This window comes from Yersinia sp. IP36721 (genome assembly GCF_003634395.1).
Classification (GTDB): domain Bacteria; phylum Pseudomonadota; class Gammaproteobacteria; order Enterobacterales; family Enterobacteriaceae; genus Yersinia; species Yersinia entomophaga.
In genome coordinates this window covers 266,842-287,157 of record NZ_QCZL01000001.1, presented here as the reverse complement: position 1 = coordinate 287,157, position 20,316 = coordinate 266,842, and the positions used below count along the sequence as shown (strand labels likewise).

Genomic DNA, 20,316 nt, shown 5'->3' with positions numbered 1-20,316 from the left:
AATATAAATTAGAGCATTGCACATGAGTCATTTAACCAGTTTAATTTCATTTAAAAATCAGCTCCCTGATATTGGTGAATCCGTTTTCGACGGAGCAGGCCAGCTCGAAGGGATAATAAAAAAATTGTTCAGCCAGCAAGCTGCAGCAACCAGTCAGGAGAAAGCTGCAATAGTTAATTTAATCGAGCATGGAAATATAACTGATTCCGCAGAATTAATCAGAGTCGGTCAGATACGATTGGGAAAACATGCTGAAGTTGTATCACTGGCGAATACATTGGTTCGTAAAGCTATTTCAGCTGTAGAAACTACGATAAAATCTCAATAATGATGCGAATAAGCCGGTTTATATTATGTGCAGCCATTGCCCTATTTTTGACTGGCTGCGATAGCCAAGATTTACTAACCGAGCTAGATCAGCGTCAAAGCAATGAAGTCTTGGCGACCTTACAACAATACGGTATTCAGGGTAAAAAAAAGGCAAATGGCAAGTTGGGTTACTCCATTCATGTTTCTAAAAATGATTTTATTGCGGCGGTAGATTTACTCAAGCAATATAACTTGCCTTCTAAAGAATCCGTAGAAATTATTCAGACATTTCCCAGTGATTCTTTAGTTGCCTCACCTCATGCAGAACGAGCCAGATTACTTTCACTGATTGAACAGCGGCTTGAACAATCTGTTTTGACCATACCAGGAGTTGTCAATGCCAGAGTGCATGTGAGTTATCCTCTATTAAATAATAGCAGGACTACTCAGCAGCAAAATATATCCTGTTTAGTGACTTATGCTGGTAGTGAAGATCCAAACCAATTGATGACTAAAATAAAACTTTTTTTAAAAAATAGTTTTTCAGACAGTTCATATGACAATGTCTCTGTAGTTATTGTTGAACGTCCGATTATTCAACGTAGTGTATCACTAGATAGTAAATATAATACTTTTAATCCATATTATATTTTGATAATCATCCTAATCACTAACTTAATTATTTTCATGCTCTTCTATTTTCGTAATTCCGCACGTTTTATGGAAAAAAGAAGTGGTTCATCCAAAAAGATCAATACCCAATAGGAGAATTTAATGGATCATTTAAAAATATTGCTATCACCTGGAAGCTACTTTCATTCTGATCACAGAATAATGGAGCATAATAACTCACCAATTTATCTTCAGGCTTTCCAAAATAATTATTTAATTGCTAAATATCAACTACCTATTCCACGCAAGCTGTCACTCTGCATTCCTAAGGTGATTAAGGAATCGTGGGGTAACTTACCAGATATAGCCTGGAGATTAGGAATACTTGGAGTTGATACAAAACATCATCCATATTTATTAACCGATGATGATATAGAGTTAAGAAACAATATGCTACCTAAGTTCAAATACATATTACAAAAGTATAAAGAAAAATATGTTACCCCAAATTATATAATGGCTTTTGGCGCACTACAACTTGTTGAAACGATTATTTTTTTCGATACAACATTGAAAAGCAGAGCTGAACGCGTATTTAGCCAACGTGTGATGAACATCATGCGCACATTGCAATGTGCGAGACTACCCTTCAATTTGATAGAAATGGTTTGTTATCATGTTAAAAGTAAAAAAAACACCCTTGCATGAAATATCAAATGAAAAAGTACTTATCAAGAGGTGCTGTATTAGTTCTAATGCTTATCAAGTACGCATAATCGAATACGCAAAGAAAGAAGCAAAAAAAAGGTTGTCTAAAGCTGAAGTTGAAATCAAACATATAACTGATCAAGCACATAATTTTGGCTTCAAGAGCGGGATTTTTTTATTTATTGACACTGTCATTTCAGCAATAAGCCTCTATCAAGAAATATGCAACAAAAATATTGCCAATATTGAGGTGAGACTTAAAAATAAATTACAGGAAATATTTGGAGATACGAGATTTATCGAATTGGTTTCTGAGCATTTTCATGGCTTTTCAATATCATCACCAAATATTGAACTACACATTCCCAAAATTCATTACGCTAAAATAATAGAAAACCTGAAGAATGAATCTTATGTCATAGAAAGTAATCAGGAAAATATAATTCTCAAGGTAGGTGATGAAATCATAGTATTTGATCCAAATAAAGACCGTCCTGAATTCTTGCAAGAAATATTTCCACCAATAAAAAAACACATATTGAACATTAACGGAATTGTTAACTTAAAAAAAACCAGAGAAATAATAAGATTGACCACATGCAACCAGCGAGAAGAAAATGAAAATAACGAGCAACCTGAATAAAGTTATAGCTAATACCGGAAATGCCAAGAGAATAGAAATGAACAAAATTAACATTCACTCATTAAAAAATGATGCTTCTGAGGAATTGGCTTATGAACTTGTTAATAATATAAAAATCAACCAATTAAAAAACCTGAAAGAGGCCTATAAAGTGATTTCAGAAAAGCTTAATGGCAATGATAATAATACAAAATCTAGTATTATTGTTCATGCTAATACTTTACTACAGTCAAGCGAAAGTAAAGAAGATAAAGAGCTTTCGTCCAACATTATCATTCCATTTTTAATAAACGAATCCATCATTAATAAAACCCTTAAAGAGTTCACTAGCAGTATATTAAACAATCAACTTAGTTACATTGAGAGTGATGATGAGGAAGACATTTTCTAATTTAACACCGATTATATATTATTTGCTTTTCTCTGTTGGATCAGCCCATTCGACATGTCTAAACTCTGCCGCCGAAAAATGGAATGTACCCTCTGTTATTCTTGAATCTATTATTTCTCAGGAGTCATCCTGGAAAATCAATGCGAAGAATAAAAACGAGAATGGCAGTCATGACATTGGCTTGATGCAGATAAATTCAATTAATATCTCATTACTGCAATCGGCTGGTATTATTGATAACGCAAATATGTTGAAATCTCCATGTATTAACATTCAGGCTGGGGCTTATTTGCTTAGTCTCAAGTTTAAAAAATATGGTTATAGCTGGAAAGCTGTAGGAGCCTATCACTCTGAAACCCCCAGATTTAGGGATAAATATGCCAAACTCATAATGGAAAAAGTATATTCAGATGCCGATTTGTCAGAGACAAAATCTCAAGTGTTAGCTAACACACCTTAAATATAGTTATAGTAAATTAATATGTGTTACAACTCACAAACCATCTTATCATTAAAAATAGTTTAAATATCTTATATCCATCTGTAATTTAATTACCTTTACAACTTAATTCATATGTTTCGAGTTTTGTTTATTCATATTTATTATCAATAACCATCTTGTAATAAGTTATAACAACCATTTAGTGAACCAAGAATATTAGACTTATCCTAATTTATATCGTTTAATGATTCACGAACATCAGAATAGTCTGTGTAAATGAATTGATATAAGGAAACGATTATATGCACAAAGGGAAAACCATACGACTGAATGGCAGCATCGTGTTTGATACATTACAACGAAGCTTGGTTAATGATGAAAAAAAAATAAGATTATCTGAGAATGAGTCACGTCTTTTGCAAATGCTCTTAGAAAAAACCTGTGAGAAAAGAGAAATACTATATACCATTTGGGAATCGCGTGGTGTCATTGTTACGGACAGTAGCTACTACAAACTTATCAAGCAACTTCGCCAATCATTTGTAATGATAGGTGAAAATGAAGATCCAATAATGACTCTTCCACGCATTGGCGTTAGATTCGTCGGCACACAAGAAGAATTCATTCCTACAACACCATCAAAAACAAAGATTCTTAACATAATTAAAGATATTAAATTAAAAATAGCATCTTCTTTTTTTATTATTGCCGCAATTTTATTCTCCTACGCTTTTATTAGCATTTAATGAGCTATATATGTTTTTTATTTTTAAAAATTATCGTTTATTTATTCCACTATTTGTAGCCATATGGATTAGTCTAACTGGTTGTAGTATGAGCACCCATTATTTTCACTCCTCGTTTTCTATTGAAGGGAACGTTTCTTCATCAATACAGGAAATACCGGAAAACTCACGGATAATAATCACTGTAAGCAACATGAATCCAGAAACAACTAAAGACAGAGTAATTCAGGAATTTACGTTCCTAACAAAAAAAATGAAAAGAAATCATCCCTTTCGTATGAAAATAGCTGAAAACCTTCTAACAAATGAAAAACACATCCAGTTTAGTGTCAGAGTAGAATATGATGATGAGTCAATTATGATGAGTGATAAAATCGTAGTTATACAGATCGATAAACACATGTTGGAAGGAAGGAAAATAACTGGACTATTACTAACCGTGACACAATCTTAACTTTAGTTGAACGAATAATTAAAGATATTTGACGACTACATTATTTCATGCCGTGAAAATTTTTTCGCCAAAACATTCTAATGTTATTTATAAGTTATTATTTTTTTATTTTTTCATCTATCTAATGAATATTACAAAGATTCCATGGCCCGCTGCACAACATATATAGCTGCGGCAAAAAAGTTATAAGATTATTGTTGAGCACAGATCGGTATTTTATGATTAAAATTGATCTGCACTGCGAATGAGTTGCAGAAAATAATTATCTGTAAAATTTCTTTACCACAGACAGATCAGAGATAGCGGCAACCTAGTGCGTACTGCACGACTACGCTTGTTGTCCTATCACTGCAGGATAACTTTGCGAGATGCCTCCAGCTTTTACCCGTGTCAGTTTGCTAGTTGCTGGGATAATATGTCCCAAGAGCCGATGCGAGGTTACCGCCCCCTGCGTGATCAGAGCTGCTGTGCTCTTAGGCCACATTCACGTAGTATTTACCTATGCTGAATTACCGTGATAATTAACGATAACAATTAAAATCACAATTAACTTTAATTTCAATGGATTAGAAATATATACGCATGATTAATACCGACAAAATCGACGCTCACACCCCGATGATGCAGCAGTATCTACGATTAAAAGCCCAGCATCCGGAAATTCTGCTGTTTTATCGTATGGGCGATTTTTACGAGCTGTTCTATGATGATGCCAAACGTGCATCGCAATTGCTTGATATCTCGCTAACCAAACGTGGTGCTTCTGCCGGTGAGCCAATTCCAATGGCCGGTGTTCCTCATCATGCGATTGAAAACTATCTGGCTAAGCTCGTCCAAATGGGGGAGTCTGCCGCAATTTGTGAGCAAATAGGCGACCCGGCAACCAGTAAAGGGCCGGTAGAACGGAAAGTGGTTCGCATTGTGACACCTGGCACAGTGAGTGATGAAGCCTTGTTAAATGAGCGCCAGGATAACCTACTAGCCGCAATCTGGCAGGACGCCCGTGGGTTTGGTTATGCCACTCTAGATATCAGCTCTGGCCGCTTTCGCGTTTCCGAACCCGCTGATACAGAAACTATGGCGGCCGAATTACAGCGGACCAATCCAGCTGAATTATTGTATCCAGAAACCTTCGAACAGATGTCGTTGATTGAACAGCGACACGGGCTGCGCCGTCGACCTTTGTGGGAGTTTGAGCTGGATACCGCCCGCCAGCAATTAAACTTACAGTTTGGCACCCGCGATCTTATCGGTTTTGGCGTAGAACAAGCCCATCAAGCCCTGCGTGCCGCCGGCTGTTTACTGCAATATGTTAAAGATACTCAACGTACCTCATTGCCACATATTCGCGGGTTAACGATGGAACGGCAACAAGACGGCATTATTATGGATGCTGCTACGCGTCGAAATCTTGAATTGACTCAAAGTTTATCCGGAGGAAGTGATAATACTCTCGCGGCAATTTTAGATCAGTGTGTAACACCGATGGGCAGTCGGATGTTAAAACGCTGGTTACATATGCCTATTCGCGACATTAATGTGCTCAATCATCGTCAGCAGGCAATCAGTGGTTTGCAAAATATCACTGCGGAACTGCAGCAGCCACTGCGGCAGGTTGGTGATTTAGAACGTATTTTGGCACGATTGGCTTTGCGCACCGCTCGACCGCGCGATTTGGCCCGGATGCGCCATGCATTTCAGCAATTGCCTGAAATTCACCAATTGCTTAGTTCCGTTGAGGCTCCCCACGTTCAGAACCTGCTATCGCAGGTAGGTAAATTTCAAGAACTCTTGGATCTGCTAGAACGCGCTATCGTTGAATCTCCTCCTGTATTAGTACGAGATGGCGGCGTTATTGCCTCAGGCTACAATGCTGAGTTAGATGAATGGCGTAGCCTTGCCGATGGAGCTACCGATTACCTCGACCGACTGGAAATTCGCGAGCGGGAAAAACTGGGGCTGGATACGCTCAAAGTTGGATTTAACGGTGTCCACGGCTATTTCATTCAGGTGAGCCGTGGCCAAAGCCATTTGGTGCCAATTCACTATGTACGTCGCCAAACGCTGAAAAATGCGGAACGCTATATCATTCCAGAACTTAAAGAATATGAAGATAAAGTTCTGACCTCCAAAGGTAAGGCGCTAGCGATTGAAAAAGGCCTTTATGAAGAAATTTTCGATCTATTATTACCCCATCTATCCGACCTACAGCTGAGTGCGAACGCGCTAGCTGAGCTTGATGTATTAACCAATCTGGCCGAACGGGCAGAAACGTTAAACTACACGCGCCCCACGCTCAGCGACAAACCGGGCATTAAGATTGTTGCAGGTCGTCATCCCGTGGTGGAACAGGTGCTACGAGATCCTTTTATTGCGAACCCGTTATCACTTTCACCACAGCGCCGGATGCTTATCATCACTGGCCCGAATATGGGCGGTAAAAGTACCTATATGCGTCAGACGGCCTTAATCGTGTTGCTGGCTCATATGGGAAGTTTTGTTCCTGCCGAACAGGCGACTATCGGGCCAGTCGACCGTATTTTCACCCGTGTAGGAGCCGCGGACGATCTTGCCTCTGGCCGCTCTACCTTTATGGTGGAAATGACCGAGACGGCCAATATTCTGCACAATGCAACAGAACAAAGCCTGGTCTTAATGGATGAAATTGGTCGTGGTACATCAACCTACGATGGTTTATCTCTGGCCTGGGCCTGCGCTGAAAATCTGGCCAGCCGCATCAAAGCAATGACGCTATTTGCTACCCATTATTTCGAATTAACCACCTTGCCGGAAAAAATGGAAGGCGTGGTTAACGTGCATCTGGATGCCATGGAGCATGGGGATACTATCGCCTTTATGCATACCGTACAGGACGGGGCGGCCAGTAAAAGTTATGGTTTGGCCGTGGCCGCGTTAGCCGGTGTACCCCGTGACGTCATCAAACGAGCGAGACAAAAGCTACGGGAGCTTGAGTCACTCTCCAACAATGCAGCGGGTAGCAATATTGATGGCTCCCAGCTTACTCTGCTGAATGAAGAAGTTTCTCCTGCAGTGGAAGCACTGGAAACCTTAGATCCCGATACGCTTAGCCCTCGTCAGGCCTTGGAATGGCTCTATCGCCTGAAAAGTATGGTGTAAGGTAATATGGAGTTATCGGTTAGGATTTTTGCGATTAAAGCTATTTTTCTAGCCGGCTCTTTTGGCGCTGAATCAGTCAGTGCCTTAGGCCAAATTGCTTGATAATAAGAAACCATCTTCTTAAAGGGCCGGTTTCAGTCGAAAAAAAACGGTGGACGAGATGTCCACCGTTTTTATTTAACCCAGCAACAGAATTTACTTCTATCATCAATAAATCGTGAAGTAACACTGCTTCGATTTAGCGAATACTGAATCTGTTTTCGCTCTCTTATCTATTGCCTTAATTCAGGCTGCCGATAAGCTTTTTACTCGCGAAACAGAGCTTCAATACTCAAACCTTGTGTTTGCAAAATTTCACGCAGACGGCGTAAGCCCTCAACCTGAATTTGACGAACACGTTCACGGGTTAAGCCGATTTCCCGACCTACATCCTCAAGGGTTGCAGCTTCGTAGCCTAACAGACCAAAACGACGAGCCAATACCTCACGCTGTTTAGCGTTCAATTCGAACAGCCATTTGACGATACTTTGTTTCATATCATCATCTTGCGTGGTGTCTTCCGGCCCGTTTTCATTTTCGTCGGAAAGAATATCCAGCAATGCCTTCTCTGAGTCGCCGCCTAACGGTGTATCAACAGAAGTGATACGTTCATTCAGGCGTAACATACGGCTCACGTCATCGACCGGCTTGTCGAGTTGCTCGGCAATCTCTTCCGCACTCGGTTCGTGATCTAATTTATGAGAAAGCTCGCGCGCGGTGCGCAAATAGACATTCAGCTCTTTGACAATATGGATTGGCAAACGGATGGTACGGGTTTGGTTCATAATCGCCCGTTCAATCGTCTGACGAATCCACCATGTTGCGTAAGTAGAGAAACGAAAACCGCGTTCTGGATCAAATTTTTCCACTGCGCGAATCAGACCAAGATTGCCTTCCTCGATCAAATCTAACAGCGCCAAACCGCGGTTACTGTAACGACGAGCGATCTTCACCACCAGCCGTAAGTTGCTTTCAATCATACGTCGACGTGACGGCACATCCCCGCGCAGTGCACGTCGGGCAAAATAAACCTCTTCCTCTGCGGTCAGCAGCGGTGAATAGCCAATCTCACCAAGATAGAGCTGCGTAGCATCCAGCACGCGTTGGGTAACGCCCTGGGCCAGCAGCTCATCCTCTGCTAATTCACTTTCAGAAGGTTCATCTTCTACTAATGCTTTTTCATCAAAAATTTCAGTTTCCGTACTGTTTTCGTCGAAATCTGCATCTTCGTTTAACTCGTTAACTTTCAGCGTATTTTGGCTCATAAGCTGCTCCTACCCGTGATACCGCGAGCAGAATACAGCGTATTCTGCCCAATCTATCGCTGCGGAAGATAACGCAGCGGGTTTACGGATTTCCCCTTGTAACGAATTTCAAAATGCAATCTAACTGAACTGGTTCCGGTGCTACCCATAGTCGCTATTTTTTGTCCCGCCTTCACTTCTTGTTGTTCCCGGACCAGCATTGTATCGTTATGAGCATAGGCGCTCAGGTAGTCATCATTATGTTTGATGATTATCAGATTACCGTAACCACGCAGCGCGTTACCGGCATACACTACCCGCCCATTAGCAGTGGCGAAGATAGGCTGCCCACGCGAACCAGCGATATCAATCCCTTTATTGCCCCCTTCGGAAGCAGAGAAGCTATCAATGGTTTTCCCGTCGGTTGGCCATTTCCAGCTACTAACTGGACCACCATTACTGGTAGGGATGCCAACGGGAGTGCCCGGTGCGGTAACAGGTGCTGTTGTTGATGCAACGGCTCCTGATGCTGGCAACATTTTACCAACATTCTGTTTACCCGAGTTACCAGAATACGCGTTAGTTGATTGAGAATCAACCGCTGAAGCTGTGTTTTGGATGTTTGAAGGCGGTTTTGATACCCCATTAGAGGTAGCGTCAGTTGCCGCCATCATACCGCCGCCGGAACCGTTACCCAGCTGGATTGTCTGGCCCACGTTCAGGCTATAAGGCTCGGGAATGGCGTTTTTATTCGCTAAATCACGGAAATCATTGCCAGTAATCCAGGCAATATAAAACAGGGTATCCCCCCGTTTAACCGTATAGGTGCTGCCGTTGTAACTCCCTTTAGGGATAGAATTGTAACTACGGTTATAAACAATACGATCGCCTGATGCATTACTTCCACTCATCATCGAACCGGATGTTTTACCACCCACGGTCGATATTGGCGCAGACGTTGATGCATCATTAGTACAACCAGCCAACCACAAACTCACAACCGTACACGCCGCAATCCGGCGTAAAGTAATCATTGGGCTTCCCGTGCTCATGCTTCCCCCATGACAGCAATATTAAGCGATATTTCCAAATACCCTTTACATCCTAGCTGAGTGTCAATGTTTCACTCATTTTTCTAATGATGAAAGGTTCCTCTGCGCGCCTTGAATAATAAGGTCAAACGCAGAAGAAATAAGATGCAGCACCTTGGGTACAAATTGCACCACCTCTGCCCTACCGTAATCTCGTATAATTTACATATCGCGCTAACCCAATGGGTTCCCGGCCGGAATAAATAGGCTGGGATTAAATACGCGATTTAAAAAATTGTCAGGCCAGTTCCCCTTTCACCAACGGAACAAAACGAACTGCCTCCACCGTTTCAATAAAGAACTCGTGATCCCTACGCTGCACATATTTTAACGTTTGCGCCTGTTCACCGACGGGCAGAACTAATCTCCCACCGTTTTCAAGCTGCTGCAATAATGCTTCTGGAATCTCTGGCGGTGCCGCCGTCACAATGATCGCATCAAATGGCCCGCGCGATGCCCATCCCTGCCAACCGTCGCCGTGGCGGGTAGAAACATTGTGCAGATCCAACAACTTTAGGCGGCGCTTAGCCTGCCATTGTAGCCCTTTGATTCGTTCAACTGAGCACACGTGTTCAACCAAATGCGCTAGAATTGCAGTTTGATAACCCGAACCGGTACCAATCTCTAATACTTTCGATGTTGGCGTCAGTTGCAGCAATTCTGTCATCCGCGCCACCATATAAGGTTGAGAAATGGTTTGCCCTGAACCAATTGGCAGAGCGGTATTCTCATAGGCCTTATGCGCGAGCGCTTCGTCCACAAAGCGCTCCCGTGGTACAGCTTCAATCGCCTGTAACAGGCGCTCATCACGAATACCTTGCTGTTGTAACTGTAGCAGTAAGGTTTGCATGGATTTATTTACCATTCCCCGTCAACCTCAGTCCTGGCTAACCAGGTTTTGACTACGTCTTGAGCCGCATAGGCGGTTAAATCAACCTGAAGCGGCGTCACTGAAACATATCCCTGTTCCACAGCGCTAAAATCAGTATCCGGCCCTGCATCACATTTGTCACCCGGCGGCCCAATCCAATAAATATCTTGCCCTCTTGGGTCTTGCTGGCAAATGACTGTTTCGGCTGGGTGCCGACTGCCGCAGCGAGTGACCTTGATACCTTTAATTTCATTTAACGGTAAATCAGGCACATTCACATTAAGAATTTTGCCGGTACGCAGTGGAGCGCTCTGTAAAGCGCGCAGCAAGCGGCAGGTTACCGCCGCCGCTGTATCATAATGCTGATGGCCGTTTAGCGAAACTGCCAACGCAGGAAAACCCAAATGCCGTCCTTCCATCGCCGCCGCAACGGTTCCGGAATAAATCACGTCATCCCCTAAATTCGGGCCAGCATTGATACCTGAAACTACGATATCCGGACGCGGTCGCATCAGTGCATTCACGCCAAGATAAACACAATCCGTCGGCGTACCGTGTTGTACAGCAATATCGCCGTTTGACAATGTGGTCGTTCGCAACGCGGAATCCAGCGTCAGCGAGTTAGAGGCACCGCTGCGATTGCGATCCGGTGCAACAATCTGCACTTGAGCAAACTCACGCAATGCCGCAGCCAGCGTTTGAATCCCCGGAGCAGCAATGCCATCGTCGTTACTCAGTAAGATCCGCAGCATCGCCGTTATCCAGATTCATGATTTCTCTGACTACGCTGGTAGCAAAACTACCGGCAGGCAGCCAGAAGCGCAGCTCAAGGGTAACCTCATCCCACCAGTCCCAACTCATTTCCTGTGGACGCAGCAAGATGGCGCGGCGCGCACCTTCCACACGTTCACGTTTCAACAGCGAAAGCAGTTCGGTTTGATCCGCCAAACAGTTTTGCTCAAAGGCCAAAGCTGCGCCTTGAGTGCCTAAATCGCCGTCTCCCGGCAGCGGCGCAGTGACATTTAGCTCTCCGGCATCCAAACGCTGCTGCAAAGACTCCAGCTCCTCCGCCTGTGCGACAAACCAGCTACCACGGCCGCTCAGCTGCAATGCATCCCCCTCCAGCACCTGCATGGCGCTGTTTTGAGCCAAACGCGTGCTGGCAATCAGATTAAACATGGCACTGCGACTAGCAGACAGATAAAAGCTACGCTTACTGCGTTCTTTTACCCGAATTTCATTATTCGACCAACGGCGAGCCTGCACCAGATTATTGCCACCGCGGCCAAAGCGTTGACTACCAAAGTAATTGGGAACGCCCTGAGCAGCAATCAGATTTAAGCGAGCCTCAACGTCCTGCTGGTCGCTGATATCGCGTAACACCAGAGTGAAAGCGTTACCTTTGAGAGAACCGATGCGCAATTTTCGCTTTTGACGCACCGCTTCCAACACTTCGCAGCCTTCCAGCTGAAAATCCTGCATATTCGGCGTTTCTTTACCTGGCAAGTGCAGGCAGAACCATTGCTCGGTCACCGCATGACGGTCTTTTAAGCCAGCATAGCTCACTAAACGCGGATGAATACCGGCGAAACGGGATAAATAATCGGCAACAAATTGGGTATTACAGCCGTTTTTACGAATACGCACCAACAGATGCTCACCTTCACCGTCGGGTTCGAACCCTAAATCCTCTACCACCACGAAATCTTCAGGATTTGCTTTCAACACGCCGCAGGCTTTAGGTTGGCCGTGCAGCCATGTTAGATTTTCCATGTCCATTACTGCTTTTCTCTCTTTACCAACAGCGCCACGGCTTCACAGGCAATTCCCTCACCGCGACCGGTGAAACCCAGTTTTTCCGTGGTGGTGGCTTTCACATTAACGTCATCCATATGGCATTGCAGATCTTCCGCCAAATTCACGCGCATTTGCGGAATATGGGGAGCCATTTTCGGGGACTGGGCAATAATGGTGATATCCAGATTGCCAAGCTGATAGCCTTTTTCAAGGATGCGGCGGTAAGCTTCACGCAACAGAGCTCGGCTGTCAGCACCTTTAAAGGCGGGATCGGTATCAGGAAAGAGTTTGCCGATATCACCCAATGCGGCAGCGCCTAACAGTGCATCAGTTGCAGCATGGAGAGCGACATCACCATCGGAATGAGCCAGCAGGCCCTGCGGATAAGGAATGCGCACGCCACCGATGATTATCGGGCCTTCACCGCCGAATTTATGTACATCAAAACCATGACCAATTCGCATTATGTGCATTCCTTATTATAGAGCCGGGTAATGTAAAACTCGGCCAGCGCCAGATCTTCCGGGCGCGTGACTTTAATATTATCTGAACGGCCACTCACCAGTAACGGGTGATAGCCACAGTGCTCCAGAGCGGAGGCTTCATCAGTTACCGTTGCACCTTCACGTAACGCATGGCTCAGGCAGGTTTTCAGCAATTCGAATGGAAACAGCTGCGGCGTTAGCGCGTGCCAGAGATCCTGACGATCGACCGTATGTGCCACTGCGTCAATCCCGCATTCACCGCGCTTCATGGTGTCTCGCACCGGGGTCGCCAGCAATCCACCGATTTTAGTGTGACCAATAATTGCCAAAAGATTGCTTAAATCGTCCTGATGCAGGCAAGGGCGGGCAGCATCGTGAACCAGCACCCAGTCAGGCGTTCCGGCGCTCATCAGGCCAGCCAGAACCGAATCGGCACGCTGCGCGCCGCCATAAACCCGGCTAACGCGAGAGTCATTGGCAATCGGCAACCGATCGAACTGTCCATCATTTGGGCTTATTACTACAATAATCCGCTGAATTAGCGGATGGCGCAGCAAGGCATCAATAGCGTGTTCTAGTATTGTTTTGCCGCCCACGGTTAAATATTGCTTAGGGCAATCGGCTTGCATACGACTGCCTATTCCAGCAGCCGGCAATACAGCAATGACTTCAGGAAGGGAACCTGCGAAGTTACTCATTATTTATTGTTGCGCGTTATTTTGTGTCGAAGGGATACCCGCATTACGTCTGGATTGGTCAGGAACCAAACGATAGAAACTTTCACCGGGCTTAATCATGCCCAACTCGTTACGTGCGCGTTCTTCGATCGCCTCTTGACCACCGTTTAAATCATCAATTTCAGCAAATAGCTGATCGTTCCGCGCCTTTAGTTTGCCGTTGTTACCCTCTTGGGCCGCAACGTCATTTTGCACGCGGACAAAATCATGAACACCATTCTTACCCAGCCACAGCGAATACTGTAACCAGCCAAGCAAAACCAACAATAGTAGCGTAAGTTTTCCCATCTCCGCCCCCTGAAAAACTGACTAATCATCCCACAACTTTTCGTCGGACTCCACTCTGAGTGGGAAAATGCCCCAGAGTTTAAGATTAAGGACGATTTCTGGCAAAAATACCACGCAAATCTGCAAAACAACGGCAATTATTGGGACGCTACACTAGCGACAGTCGTCATAGATTCCCTTTCCTCCGTGAGTTTCTTAGCCGGAAAAACTGCTAAATCGGCTTTTACTTTTCATTTTGCCTTACCTTTACACCTACTTTTCCTCGAGGGAAAAGGGAAAAAGTGCGTAAAAATAACGGGTAATAAGCGAGGAAAGCAAGAGGAAAAACACAATGGAAGCTTAGGATTAAAAAGGTCATAGGGGCATTCTGGCGATAATTTTCGCCGCGAGCACCCGCCAGTCGTTTTACCATCCGGTGAGGAAAGAGAACAGCATCCAAAACAGGCATATCACCGCAATGCCCGTCCCACCGAGGGTAAATAGCACATTACCGCGCAGCAACATACTTAAGGCGATGCCGATTAATACCGAAACCGGCATTAACGCCAGAAAAAACGGCCAAGTATAAAGCAGGAAGAAAACGGTGTTTGGCCCGTAGACTAGAAATGGAATGGCGAAAGCTAGCCAGTAAAAGGTAAAACCGGCGGTTCCGCCGAGAAAGGAGTGCGACGGTTCCTCCCTTTCTCGCTGTTTGCTCACAATAATTTGGGTGACATTCTGCATAAAAATCCCTAAGGGTATTCTTTAACGGCGCGCTCTGTAGGCGCTTGGCCGAGGGTACATTCAGGATTTGATAATAGCTCTCTCACGCAGTACGTCTAACAATTGTTCAATCAAATATGTTACTAATTGTTCGTCATTCAAGCGAATAGTCAATAGCAGTGTTGGAGCGCGGGGAACAACGAAGACATCAGTAGCCTACGGGCAAAAAAAGAGGCGATATCTTCGCCTCTTTCTATCATTAGTGTTTTGATATATTTATCAATTTAGCCTCGGATTCTTTTCTCGGCATGCTGTACCAGACCACTGCGGTGAGTAAAATCAAGATGCCGCTAGCGATGCTTAATACCAGACTATGCGAGGTCGAAAATGCCTGACTGGCGCTGGCAAACATTCGCTCGCCCTGCTCCCCACCCAGTTCGCTGATAACCTGCATCGCTTCGCTAATAGAAGCGCTGGCCTGCTCTGCCAGATTCGCAGGCAAATCTTCCGGCAATACCACCGAAGCCATATACAACCGCGATAACAAAAGACCAAATAGCGCGACGCCTAAACCCGCGCCCAGCTCATATGCCATGCCTTCAACCGCTCCGGCGGCACCGGCTTTTTCCGGCGGCGCAGCGCTCATGATAGCGGCAGTAGAAGCCAGCAACGAGATTTCAATACTGCAACCGAGCAACGCCATCCAGCCCCACGCCTGATAGATTTGGTAGGAGAAATCCGTCATTGCCAATCCAAAGAAGCTAACGGCACTTAAGGCTATGCCCAGAGTGGCGACTAAACGCAAACCTAACGTTGCCACCAGCCAACCGGCCAGAGGGCCGCTTAGGCCACTTGCAATCATCAGCGGCAACAGGAAAAGACCGGCTTCGAGCGGCGTTTTCCCTAATACAAATTGCAGTTCCTGCGTCAGTAACAATTCGAAACCAACCAAGGTGATCATCGCGGTCAGCGCCATAATCATACCGACGGCAATCACCCTCTGGCCAATCAGTCGAAAATCAATCATCGGCGAAGGTGATGAAAGCTGATGCCGGATAAAACCGTACAGGATAACGCCACCAATCGCTGCGGTTAGCGAGGTGCCGAGTAAATCGCCATTGCCGCGCAGCCCGCTTTTAGCCGCATAAACCAGTAATAATATTGCCGTGGTCAATACCAAGGCCGGTGCCAACGTCCAGCTTTGCGTTCTGCGACCAGGCTGGTCTGGGATCAGGAAACAGGTCGCCAATACCACCACCGCGACTATCGGCACGTTAATCATAAAGACCGAGCCCCAATAGAAGTATTCCAGCAGCACTCCGCCCACTAATGGTCCCATAGCGGCACCAGCGGTACCTACCGCCACCCAGATTCCCAATGCCAGCGCTCGCTCGCGCTCATCGGTGAAAATATGCCGAACCGCAGATAAAGTGGCGGGCAGAATCATGGCGGCCCCAATAGCCAAAGAGGCGCGAGCAGCGATCAGCGTTCCCACCGAATCGGCCAAGGCAGCGGCCAGCGACGATAGTCCAAATAGCACGGAGCCAATCAGAGCCAGCCGTTTAAAACCGATGCGGTCGCCCAAAGCCCCCATAGGTAACAGCAAACAAGCCATCACCAAAGAATAGATATCGATAATCCACAGCAATTCACTCCCCGTTGCCGACAAAGCCAATCCAAGGCGAGGCGCAGCCACATGCAAGACGGTGGCATCAATAGAAATCGGGAGGTACATCAAAATGATAACGCAAAAAATAGTCCATTTCTTAGACATAATGAGAGACTCAAATAAGGCAGAATTTAATGTTGAACACGCGTTCAATATGCGATTGTAGCGAAATGTTGAACATCAGTCCAATTCTCTGCATAATTCCCCTACATACCAAACTGTTAATTCATCTCAGAATGAGAGCAAAGGAGCATCCTTGGCATATTTGAATCGCGAAGAGCGGCATAGCAGTATTTTGAATGCTGCCGTGCGGGTGGCCATGGCAGAAGGAATGGCCGCTACCACGGTGCGCCGCGTAGCAAATGAAGCCGAGGTGGCGGTAGGTCAGGTTCACCACCATTTTGCGTCTGTCTCTCAACTGCGAGCCGATGCTTTCCTGCTGCTGGTTCAGCAATCACTCGCCACCTTTGCTATAGCCTGCCAAAATCATCCGGCGGTTGAGCGCTTGCTGCTGGTGCTGGGTTATCCGCAAGATGACGCGGGAAAAAGAGAAACCCGGCTGTGGAATGAGGTGAGTCTGCTGGCCGAGCGCGACGATGCCATCCGGCTCGCCTATACCCAATCGATGTCCAATTGGCATCAAGCCACGGTAGCCGTCATTAATAGCGGCCGAGAGAGCGGTGAGTTTCGTTCGGGTGATGACAGCGGCAATATTGCCTGGCGATTAATAGGTCTGGTGTGCGGTTTGGATGGAATGACACAATTTCCGGAGCTTCATTTCTCCGAGGATGAAATCCTGCGTCACCTGAATGCCATGATGAAAAGCGAGCTGCTTAGCGTTTCTGCCTAATCCGGGGGTAACAGGCGATAAAAAGATTGATAAAAGGGGCCTGCAAAGTCGCCCCTTTCCTGCCAATAAACCTTCGTTGCTTAGCTGATAATGGCTTTTACCGAAAGTTGTTCCAGTAATTGCTCAACTAACTGCGCCAAAGGCCGATCTCCTTTCAGATGAATATCAGGTGCCATTGGAGATTCATAAACTGAATCTATTCCGGTAAAGTTTTTCAGCTCACCGGCGCGAGCCTTTTTGTATAACCCTTTTGGATCGCGAGCCTCACAAATGGCAAGAGGCGTATCGACAAAAACCTCGATGAACTGGCCGTTGTCTAACATTTCCTGCACCATTTGCCGTTCTGCGCGATGAGGCGAAATAAAGGCGGACAAGACCACCAGCCCAGCGTCAACCATCAGCTTTGCCACTTCACCAACACGCCGAATGTTTTCCCGTCGATCGGTATCGGAAAAACCTAAATCCCGACATAACCCATGACGAACATTATCGCCGTCCAATAAATAGGTGCGGATCCCACGCCGGAACAACTCCTGTTCCAGCGCACCAGCCAACGTCGATTTACCCGAACCGGATAAACCGGTAAACCACAGCACCGCGCCTCGGTGACCATTTTTCCTTTCGCGATCCTGCCGGGTTACCGCATGGGAATGCCAGACGACATTCTCATCCGCTGGCACATCCGCAGGCAAAGTGTGCTGGTTATCAGAATGCAAAGAATGAGCAGGCAAACTACTTTCCTCCCAATAGATCGCGCGCACCCCAGTGAGGGTAGTGGCGACGTACCAGAGCATTTAATTCCAGCTCAAAAGCGCTAAACTGACTGGTTTCCTGATAAACCGACTCCAGCGTTTCCCGAATCAGCCCTGCGCCAACCGTGACGTTACTCAACCGATCGATAAATATCATTCCCCCGGTATCGCGGTTGCGCTGATAGCTATCCAACACCAACGGTTCGTCAAAGGCCAGTTCAACCAGCCCTATCCCGTTTAGAGGCAGACTTTCTACCACTCGCTGAGTCAGGCTGTTAATTTCCACCTGATACTGAATATTCTCCACCCGAGCACGCGTTTTTTTTCCCGCCACTTTGATGTCGTAACTTTGCCCGACCACCAGAGGCTGCTCCGCCATCCAGACCACGTCTACCAGCGCATTCTGCGCCGGTTTTAGCGTTTCATCGGCATCCACCAGTAAATCGCCACGGCTAATATCCACTTCGTCAGCCAAAACCAGTGTGATAGCTTCGCCGGGAATGCCCTGCTGCAAATCGCCATCGAAAGTCACAATTCTGGCTACTGTGGATTCAACTCCAGACGGCAACACTTTGATTTTCTGACCCACGCGCACCACACCGGCGGACAAGGTGCCGGAATAACCGCGAAAATCCAGATTAGGGCGATTCACATACTGCACCGGAAAACGCATAGGCTGCTGGCGACTGGCGTTCACCACATCCACGGTTTCTAATACGTCCAGCAGCGTGGGGCCGGTGTACCAGGCCATTTTCTCACTTGGCGTCGCTACGTTATCGCCGTCCAATGCTGACAGCGGAACAAATTTGATATTCAGATCCGTCGGCAATTGTTCGGCAAAACTCAGGTAATCGTTTTTGAATTGCTCGAAAACCGACTGCTGATAATCCACCAAATCCATTTTATTCACCGCCACCACCAAATGACGGATCCCCAACAGAGTGGCGATAAAACTGTGACGACGAGTTTGATCCAATACGCCTTTACGAGCATCGATCAGCAAAATCGCCAGATTGCAGGTTGATGCGCCGGTCGCCATATTACGGGTGTACTGCTCATGCCCCGGCGTATCCGCGATAATAAACTTCCGTTTTTCCGTCGAGAAATAGCGGTAAGCCACATCAATAGTAATGCCCTGCTCCCGTTCGGCCTGTAAACCATCAACCAGCAGCGCCAGATCCAGTTTTTCACCCTGCGTACCAATGCGCTTGCTATCGGTATGCAGCGTCGTTAATTGGTCTTCATAAATCTGACGAGTATCGTGTAGCAAACGACCTATCAGGGTACTTTTCCCGTCGTCCACGCTGCCGCAGGTCAGGAAACGCAGTAGAGTTTTATGCTGCTGCGCGTGCAAATAGGCCTCTACGCCGCCTTCATCGGCAATTTGTTGTGCCATCGCCGTATTTTGTAGAATCATGTTGCTCATCGGGCCGCTCCTTAGAAATATCCCTGACGCTTTTTAAGCTCCATGGAGCCGGATTGATCGCGGTCGATCATTCGACCCTGACGTTCGCTGGTAGTTGATATCAACATTTCTTCAATAATCGCCGGCAATGTTTCCGCCTGCGATTCCACCGCACCGGTCAACGGCCAGCAGCCCAACGTGCGGAAGCGCACCATTTTCTGCGCGATCATTTCACCCGGTTGCAGATCGATACGATCGTCATCCACCATCAGCAACATGCCATCCCGCTCGATAACCGGGCGAGGCTTCGCCAGATACAGTGGCACAATGTCGATGTTTTCCAAAAAGATATACTGCCAGATATCCAGTTCAGTCCAGTTGGATAGTGGGAAAACGCGAATGCTTTCACCCTTATTAATCTGGCCGTTATAGTTATGCCACAGCTCAGGGCGCTGGTTTTTAGGGTCCCAGCGATGGAAACGGTCGCGGAACGAATAAATACGCTCTTTAGCTCGGGATTTCTCCTCGTCACGGCGCGCCCCGCCGAAAGCGGCATCAAAGCCATATTGGTTAAGAGCCTGCTTTAACCCTTCGGTTTTCATCATGTCGGTGTGCTTGGCACTGCCGTGAACAAAGGGATTTATCCCCATCGCCACCCCTTCCGGGTTTTTATGCACCAACAACTCGCAGCCAAAATCTTTGGCGGTGCGATCGCGAAATTCATACATCTCGCGGAATTTCCAGCCGGTATCGACATGTAGCAGTGGGAAAGGCAAATTACCGGGGAAGAAGGCTTTGCGCGCCAGATGCAACATCACCGAGGAATCTTTACCGATGGAATAAAGCATCACCGGATTCCCGAATTCGGCGGCCACTTCACGGATGATATGGATGCTCTCCGCCTCCAATTGCCGCAAGTGAGTGAGTCGTTTTTCGTCCATAA

Annotated in this window: 22 protein-coding genes and 1 pseudogene; 9 read left to right on the top strand and 14 right to left on the bottom strand. The window is 46.2% G+C overall.

The annotated features are described in order from the left end of the window. Positions 1-22: 22 nt before the first annotated feature. The 8 genes from sctI (at position 23) to mutS (ending at position 7,443) form a co-directional block, all read left to right on the top strand. A complete protein-coding gene (gene sctI / locus DBA33_RS01210) occupies positions 23-328 on the top strand; it encodes a type III secretion system inner rod subunit SctI (protein ID WP_120805291.1) in 306 nt (101 codons plus the stop codon). Beyond that, complete coding sequence (gene sctJ, locus DBA33_RS01205) at positions 328-1,074, top strand: type III secretion inner membrane ring lipoprotein SctJ (RefSeq protein WP_120805289.1); 747 nt, start codon at positions 328-330, stop codon at positions 1,072-1,074. Before sctI ends, sctJ begins: the two co-directional genes overlap by 1 nt. A 9-nt stretch (positions 1,075-1,083) precedes the next feature. Next, positions 1,084-1,629, top strand: a complete 546-nt coding sequence (locus DBA33_RS01200; RefSeq protein WP_064516575.1) for a hypothetical protein — start codon at positions 1,084-1,086, stop codon at positions 1,627-1,629. Beyond that, positions 1,598-2,272 carry a hypothetical protein gene (locus DBA33_RS01195; protein WP_120805287.1) on the top strand — a complete coding sequence of 225 codons (675 nt, stop codon included), beginning with the start codon at positions 1,598-1,600 and terminating at the stop codon, positions 2,270-2,272. Before DBA33_RS01200 ends, DBA33_RS01195 begins: the two co-directional genes overlap by 32 nt. After that, a complete protein-coding gene (locus tag DBA33_RS01190) occupies positions 2,247-2,663 on the top strand; it encodes a hypothetical protein (protein ID WP_162975143.1) in 417 nt (138 codons plus the stop codon). The genes DBA33_RS01195 and DBA33_RS01190 overlap by 26 nt, the downstream gene beginning before the upstream one ends. Further along, the gene (locus tag DBA33_RS01185) at positions 2,641-3,123 is read left to right on the top strand and encodes a lytic transglycosylase domain-containing protein (protein WP_240442675.1); all 483 of its coding nucleotides are present in this window, start codon (positions 2,641-2,643) and stop codon (positions 3,121-3,123) included. The genes DBA33_RS01190 and DBA33_RS01185 overlap by 23 nt, the downstream gene beginning before the upstream one ends. Before the next feature lie 284 nt (positions 3,124-3,407). Further along, on the top strand, positions 3,408-3,851 hold the full coding sequence (locus DBA33_RS01180; protein WP_064516569.1) for a hypothetical protein: 444 nt from the start codon (positions 3,408-3,410) through the stop codon (positions 3,849-3,851). Between the two features lie 1,036 nt (positions 3,852-4,887). Then, positions 4,888-7,443 (top strand): DNA mismatch repair protein MutS, encoded by a 2,556-nt coding sequence (gene mutS, locus DBA33_RS01170; protein WP_120805279.1) that lies wholly within the window; start codon positions 4,888-4,890, stop codon positions 7,441-7,443. Between the two features lie 305 nt (positions 7,444-7,748). On the opposite strand, the gene rpoS is transcribed toward mutS, so the two are convergent. The 11 genes and pseudogenes from rpoS to DBA33_RS01115 all read right to left on the bottom strand — a co-directional run bounded on the left by rpoS (position 7,749) and on the right by DBA33_RS01115 (position 16,471). Then, complete coding sequence (rpoS, locus tag DBA33_RS01165) at positions 7,749-8,747, bottom strand: RNA polymerase sigma factor RpoS (protein ID WP_004719154.1); 999 nt, start codon at positions 8,745-8,747, stop codon at positions 7,749-7,751. Positions 8,748-8,800: 53 nt separating this feature from the next. Beyond that, positions 8,801-9,760, bottom strand: coding sequence for a murein hydrolase activator NlpD (nlpD, locus tag DBA33_RS01160; RefSeq protein WP_064516564.1), 960 nt, complete (start codon positions 9,758-9,760; stop codon positions 8,801-8,803). Between the two features lie 295 nt (positions 9,761-10,055). Next, positions 10,056-10,682, bottom strand: a complete 627-nt coding sequence (locus DBA33_RS01155) for a protein-L-isoaspartate(D-aspartate) O-methyltransferase (RefSeq protein ID WP_064516562.1) — start codon at positions 10,680-10,682, stop codon at positions 10,056-10,058. After that, positions 10,676-11,440 (bottom strand): 5'/3'-nucleotidase SurE, encoded by a 765-nt coding sequence (gene surE / locus DBA33_RS01150; protein ID WP_064516560.1) that lies wholly within the window; start codon positions 11,438-11,440, stop codon positions 10,676-10,678. Before surE ends, DBA33_RS01155 begins: the two co-directional genes overlap by 7 nt. Next, positions 11,418-12,467 (bottom strand): tRNA pseudouridine(13) synthase TruD, encoded by a 1,050-nt coding sequence (gene truD / locus DBA33_RS01145; RefSeq protein WP_064516558.1) that lies wholly within the window; start codon positions 12,465-12,467, stop codon positions 11,418-11,420. Before truD ends, surE begins: the two co-directional genes overlap by 23 nt. Continuing rightward, entirely contained in the window at positions 12,467-12,949 is a 483-nt protein-coding gene (gene ispF, locus DBA33_RS01140; RefSeq protein ID WP_049601213.1) for a 2-C-methyl-D-erythritol 2,4-cyclodiphosphate synthase, read from the bottom strand. The genes truD and ispF overlap by 1 nt, the downstream gene beginning before the upstream one ends. Beyond that, positions 12,949-13,668 carry a 2-C-methyl-D-erythritol 4-phosphate cytidylyltransferase gene (gene ispD, locus DBA33_RS01135; RefSeq protein ID WP_120805277.1) on the bottom strand — a complete coding sequence of 240 codons (720 nt, stop codon included), beginning with the start codon at positions 13,666-13,668 and terminating at the stop codon, positions 12,949-12,951. The genes ispF and ispD overlap by 1 nt, the downstream gene beginning before the upstream one ends. A 3-nt stretch (positions 13,669-13,671) precedes the next feature. Continuing rightward, positions 13,672-13,995, bottom strand: coding sequence for a cell division protein FtsB (ftsB, locus tag DBA33_RS01130; RefSeq protein ID WP_049601218.1), 324 nt, complete (start codon positions 13,993-13,995; stop codon positions 13,672-13,674). A gap of 405 nt (positions 13,996-14,400) precedes the next feature. Continuing rightward, positions 14,401-14,718 (bottom strand): DUF3561 family protein, encoded by a 318-nt coding sequence (locus tag DBA33_RS01125; RefSeq protein WP_120805275.1) that lies wholly within the window; start codon positions 14,716-14,718, stop codon positions 14,401-14,403. Positions 14,719-14,778: 60 nt separating this feature from the next. Continuing rightward, a pseudogene (locus DBA33_RS01120) lies at positions 14,779-14,850 on the bottom strand (adenylyl-sulfate kinase); the annotation flags it as partial. A gap of 106 nt (positions 14,851-14,956) precedes the next feature. After that, entirely contained in the window at positions 14,957-16,471 is a 1,515-nt protein-coding gene (locus DBA33_RS01115; RefSeq protein WP_064516550.1) for an MFS transporter, read from the bottom strand. A 151-nt stretch (positions 16,472-16,622) separates the two neighbouring features. Here DBA33_RS01115 and DBA33_RS01110 point away from each other — a divergent pair, with 151 nt between their 5' ends. Next, positions 16,623-17,216 (top strand): TetR family transcriptional regulator, encoded by a 594-nt coding sequence (locus DBA33_RS01110; RefSeq protein WP_064516548.1) that lies wholly within the window; start codon positions 16,623-16,625, stop codon positions 17,214-17,216. Positions 17,217-17,296: 80 nt separating this feature from the next. On the opposite strand, the gene cysC is transcribed toward DBA33_RS01110, so the two are convergent. Genes cysC through cysD form a run of 3 tightly spaced genes read right to left on the bottom strand, consistent with a single transcriptional unit; the run spans position 17,297 to position 20,314 of the window. Next, positions 17,297-18,010, bottom strand: coding sequence for an adenylyl-sulfate kinase (gene cysC / locus DBA33_RS01105; protein ID WP_084414338.1), 714 nt, complete (start codon positions 18,008-18,010; stop codon positions 17,297-17,299). Continuing rightward, positions 17,949-19,394 (bottom strand): sulfate adenylyltransferase subunit CysN, encoded by a 1,446-nt coding sequence (cysN, locus tag DBA33_RS01100; RefSeq protein WP_162975141.1) that lies wholly within the window; start codon positions 19,392-19,394, stop codon positions 17,949-17,951. The genes cysC and cysN overlap by 62 nt, the downstream gene beginning before the upstream one ends. 11 nt (positions 19,395-19,405) lie before the next feature. Continuing rightward, entirely contained in the window at positions 19,406-20,314 is a 909-nt protein-coding gene (cysD, locus tag DBA33_RS01095) for a sulfate adenylyltransferase subunit CysD (protein WP_064516542.1), read from the bottom strand. Between the last annotated feature and the right edge of the window lie 2 nt (positions 20,315-20,316).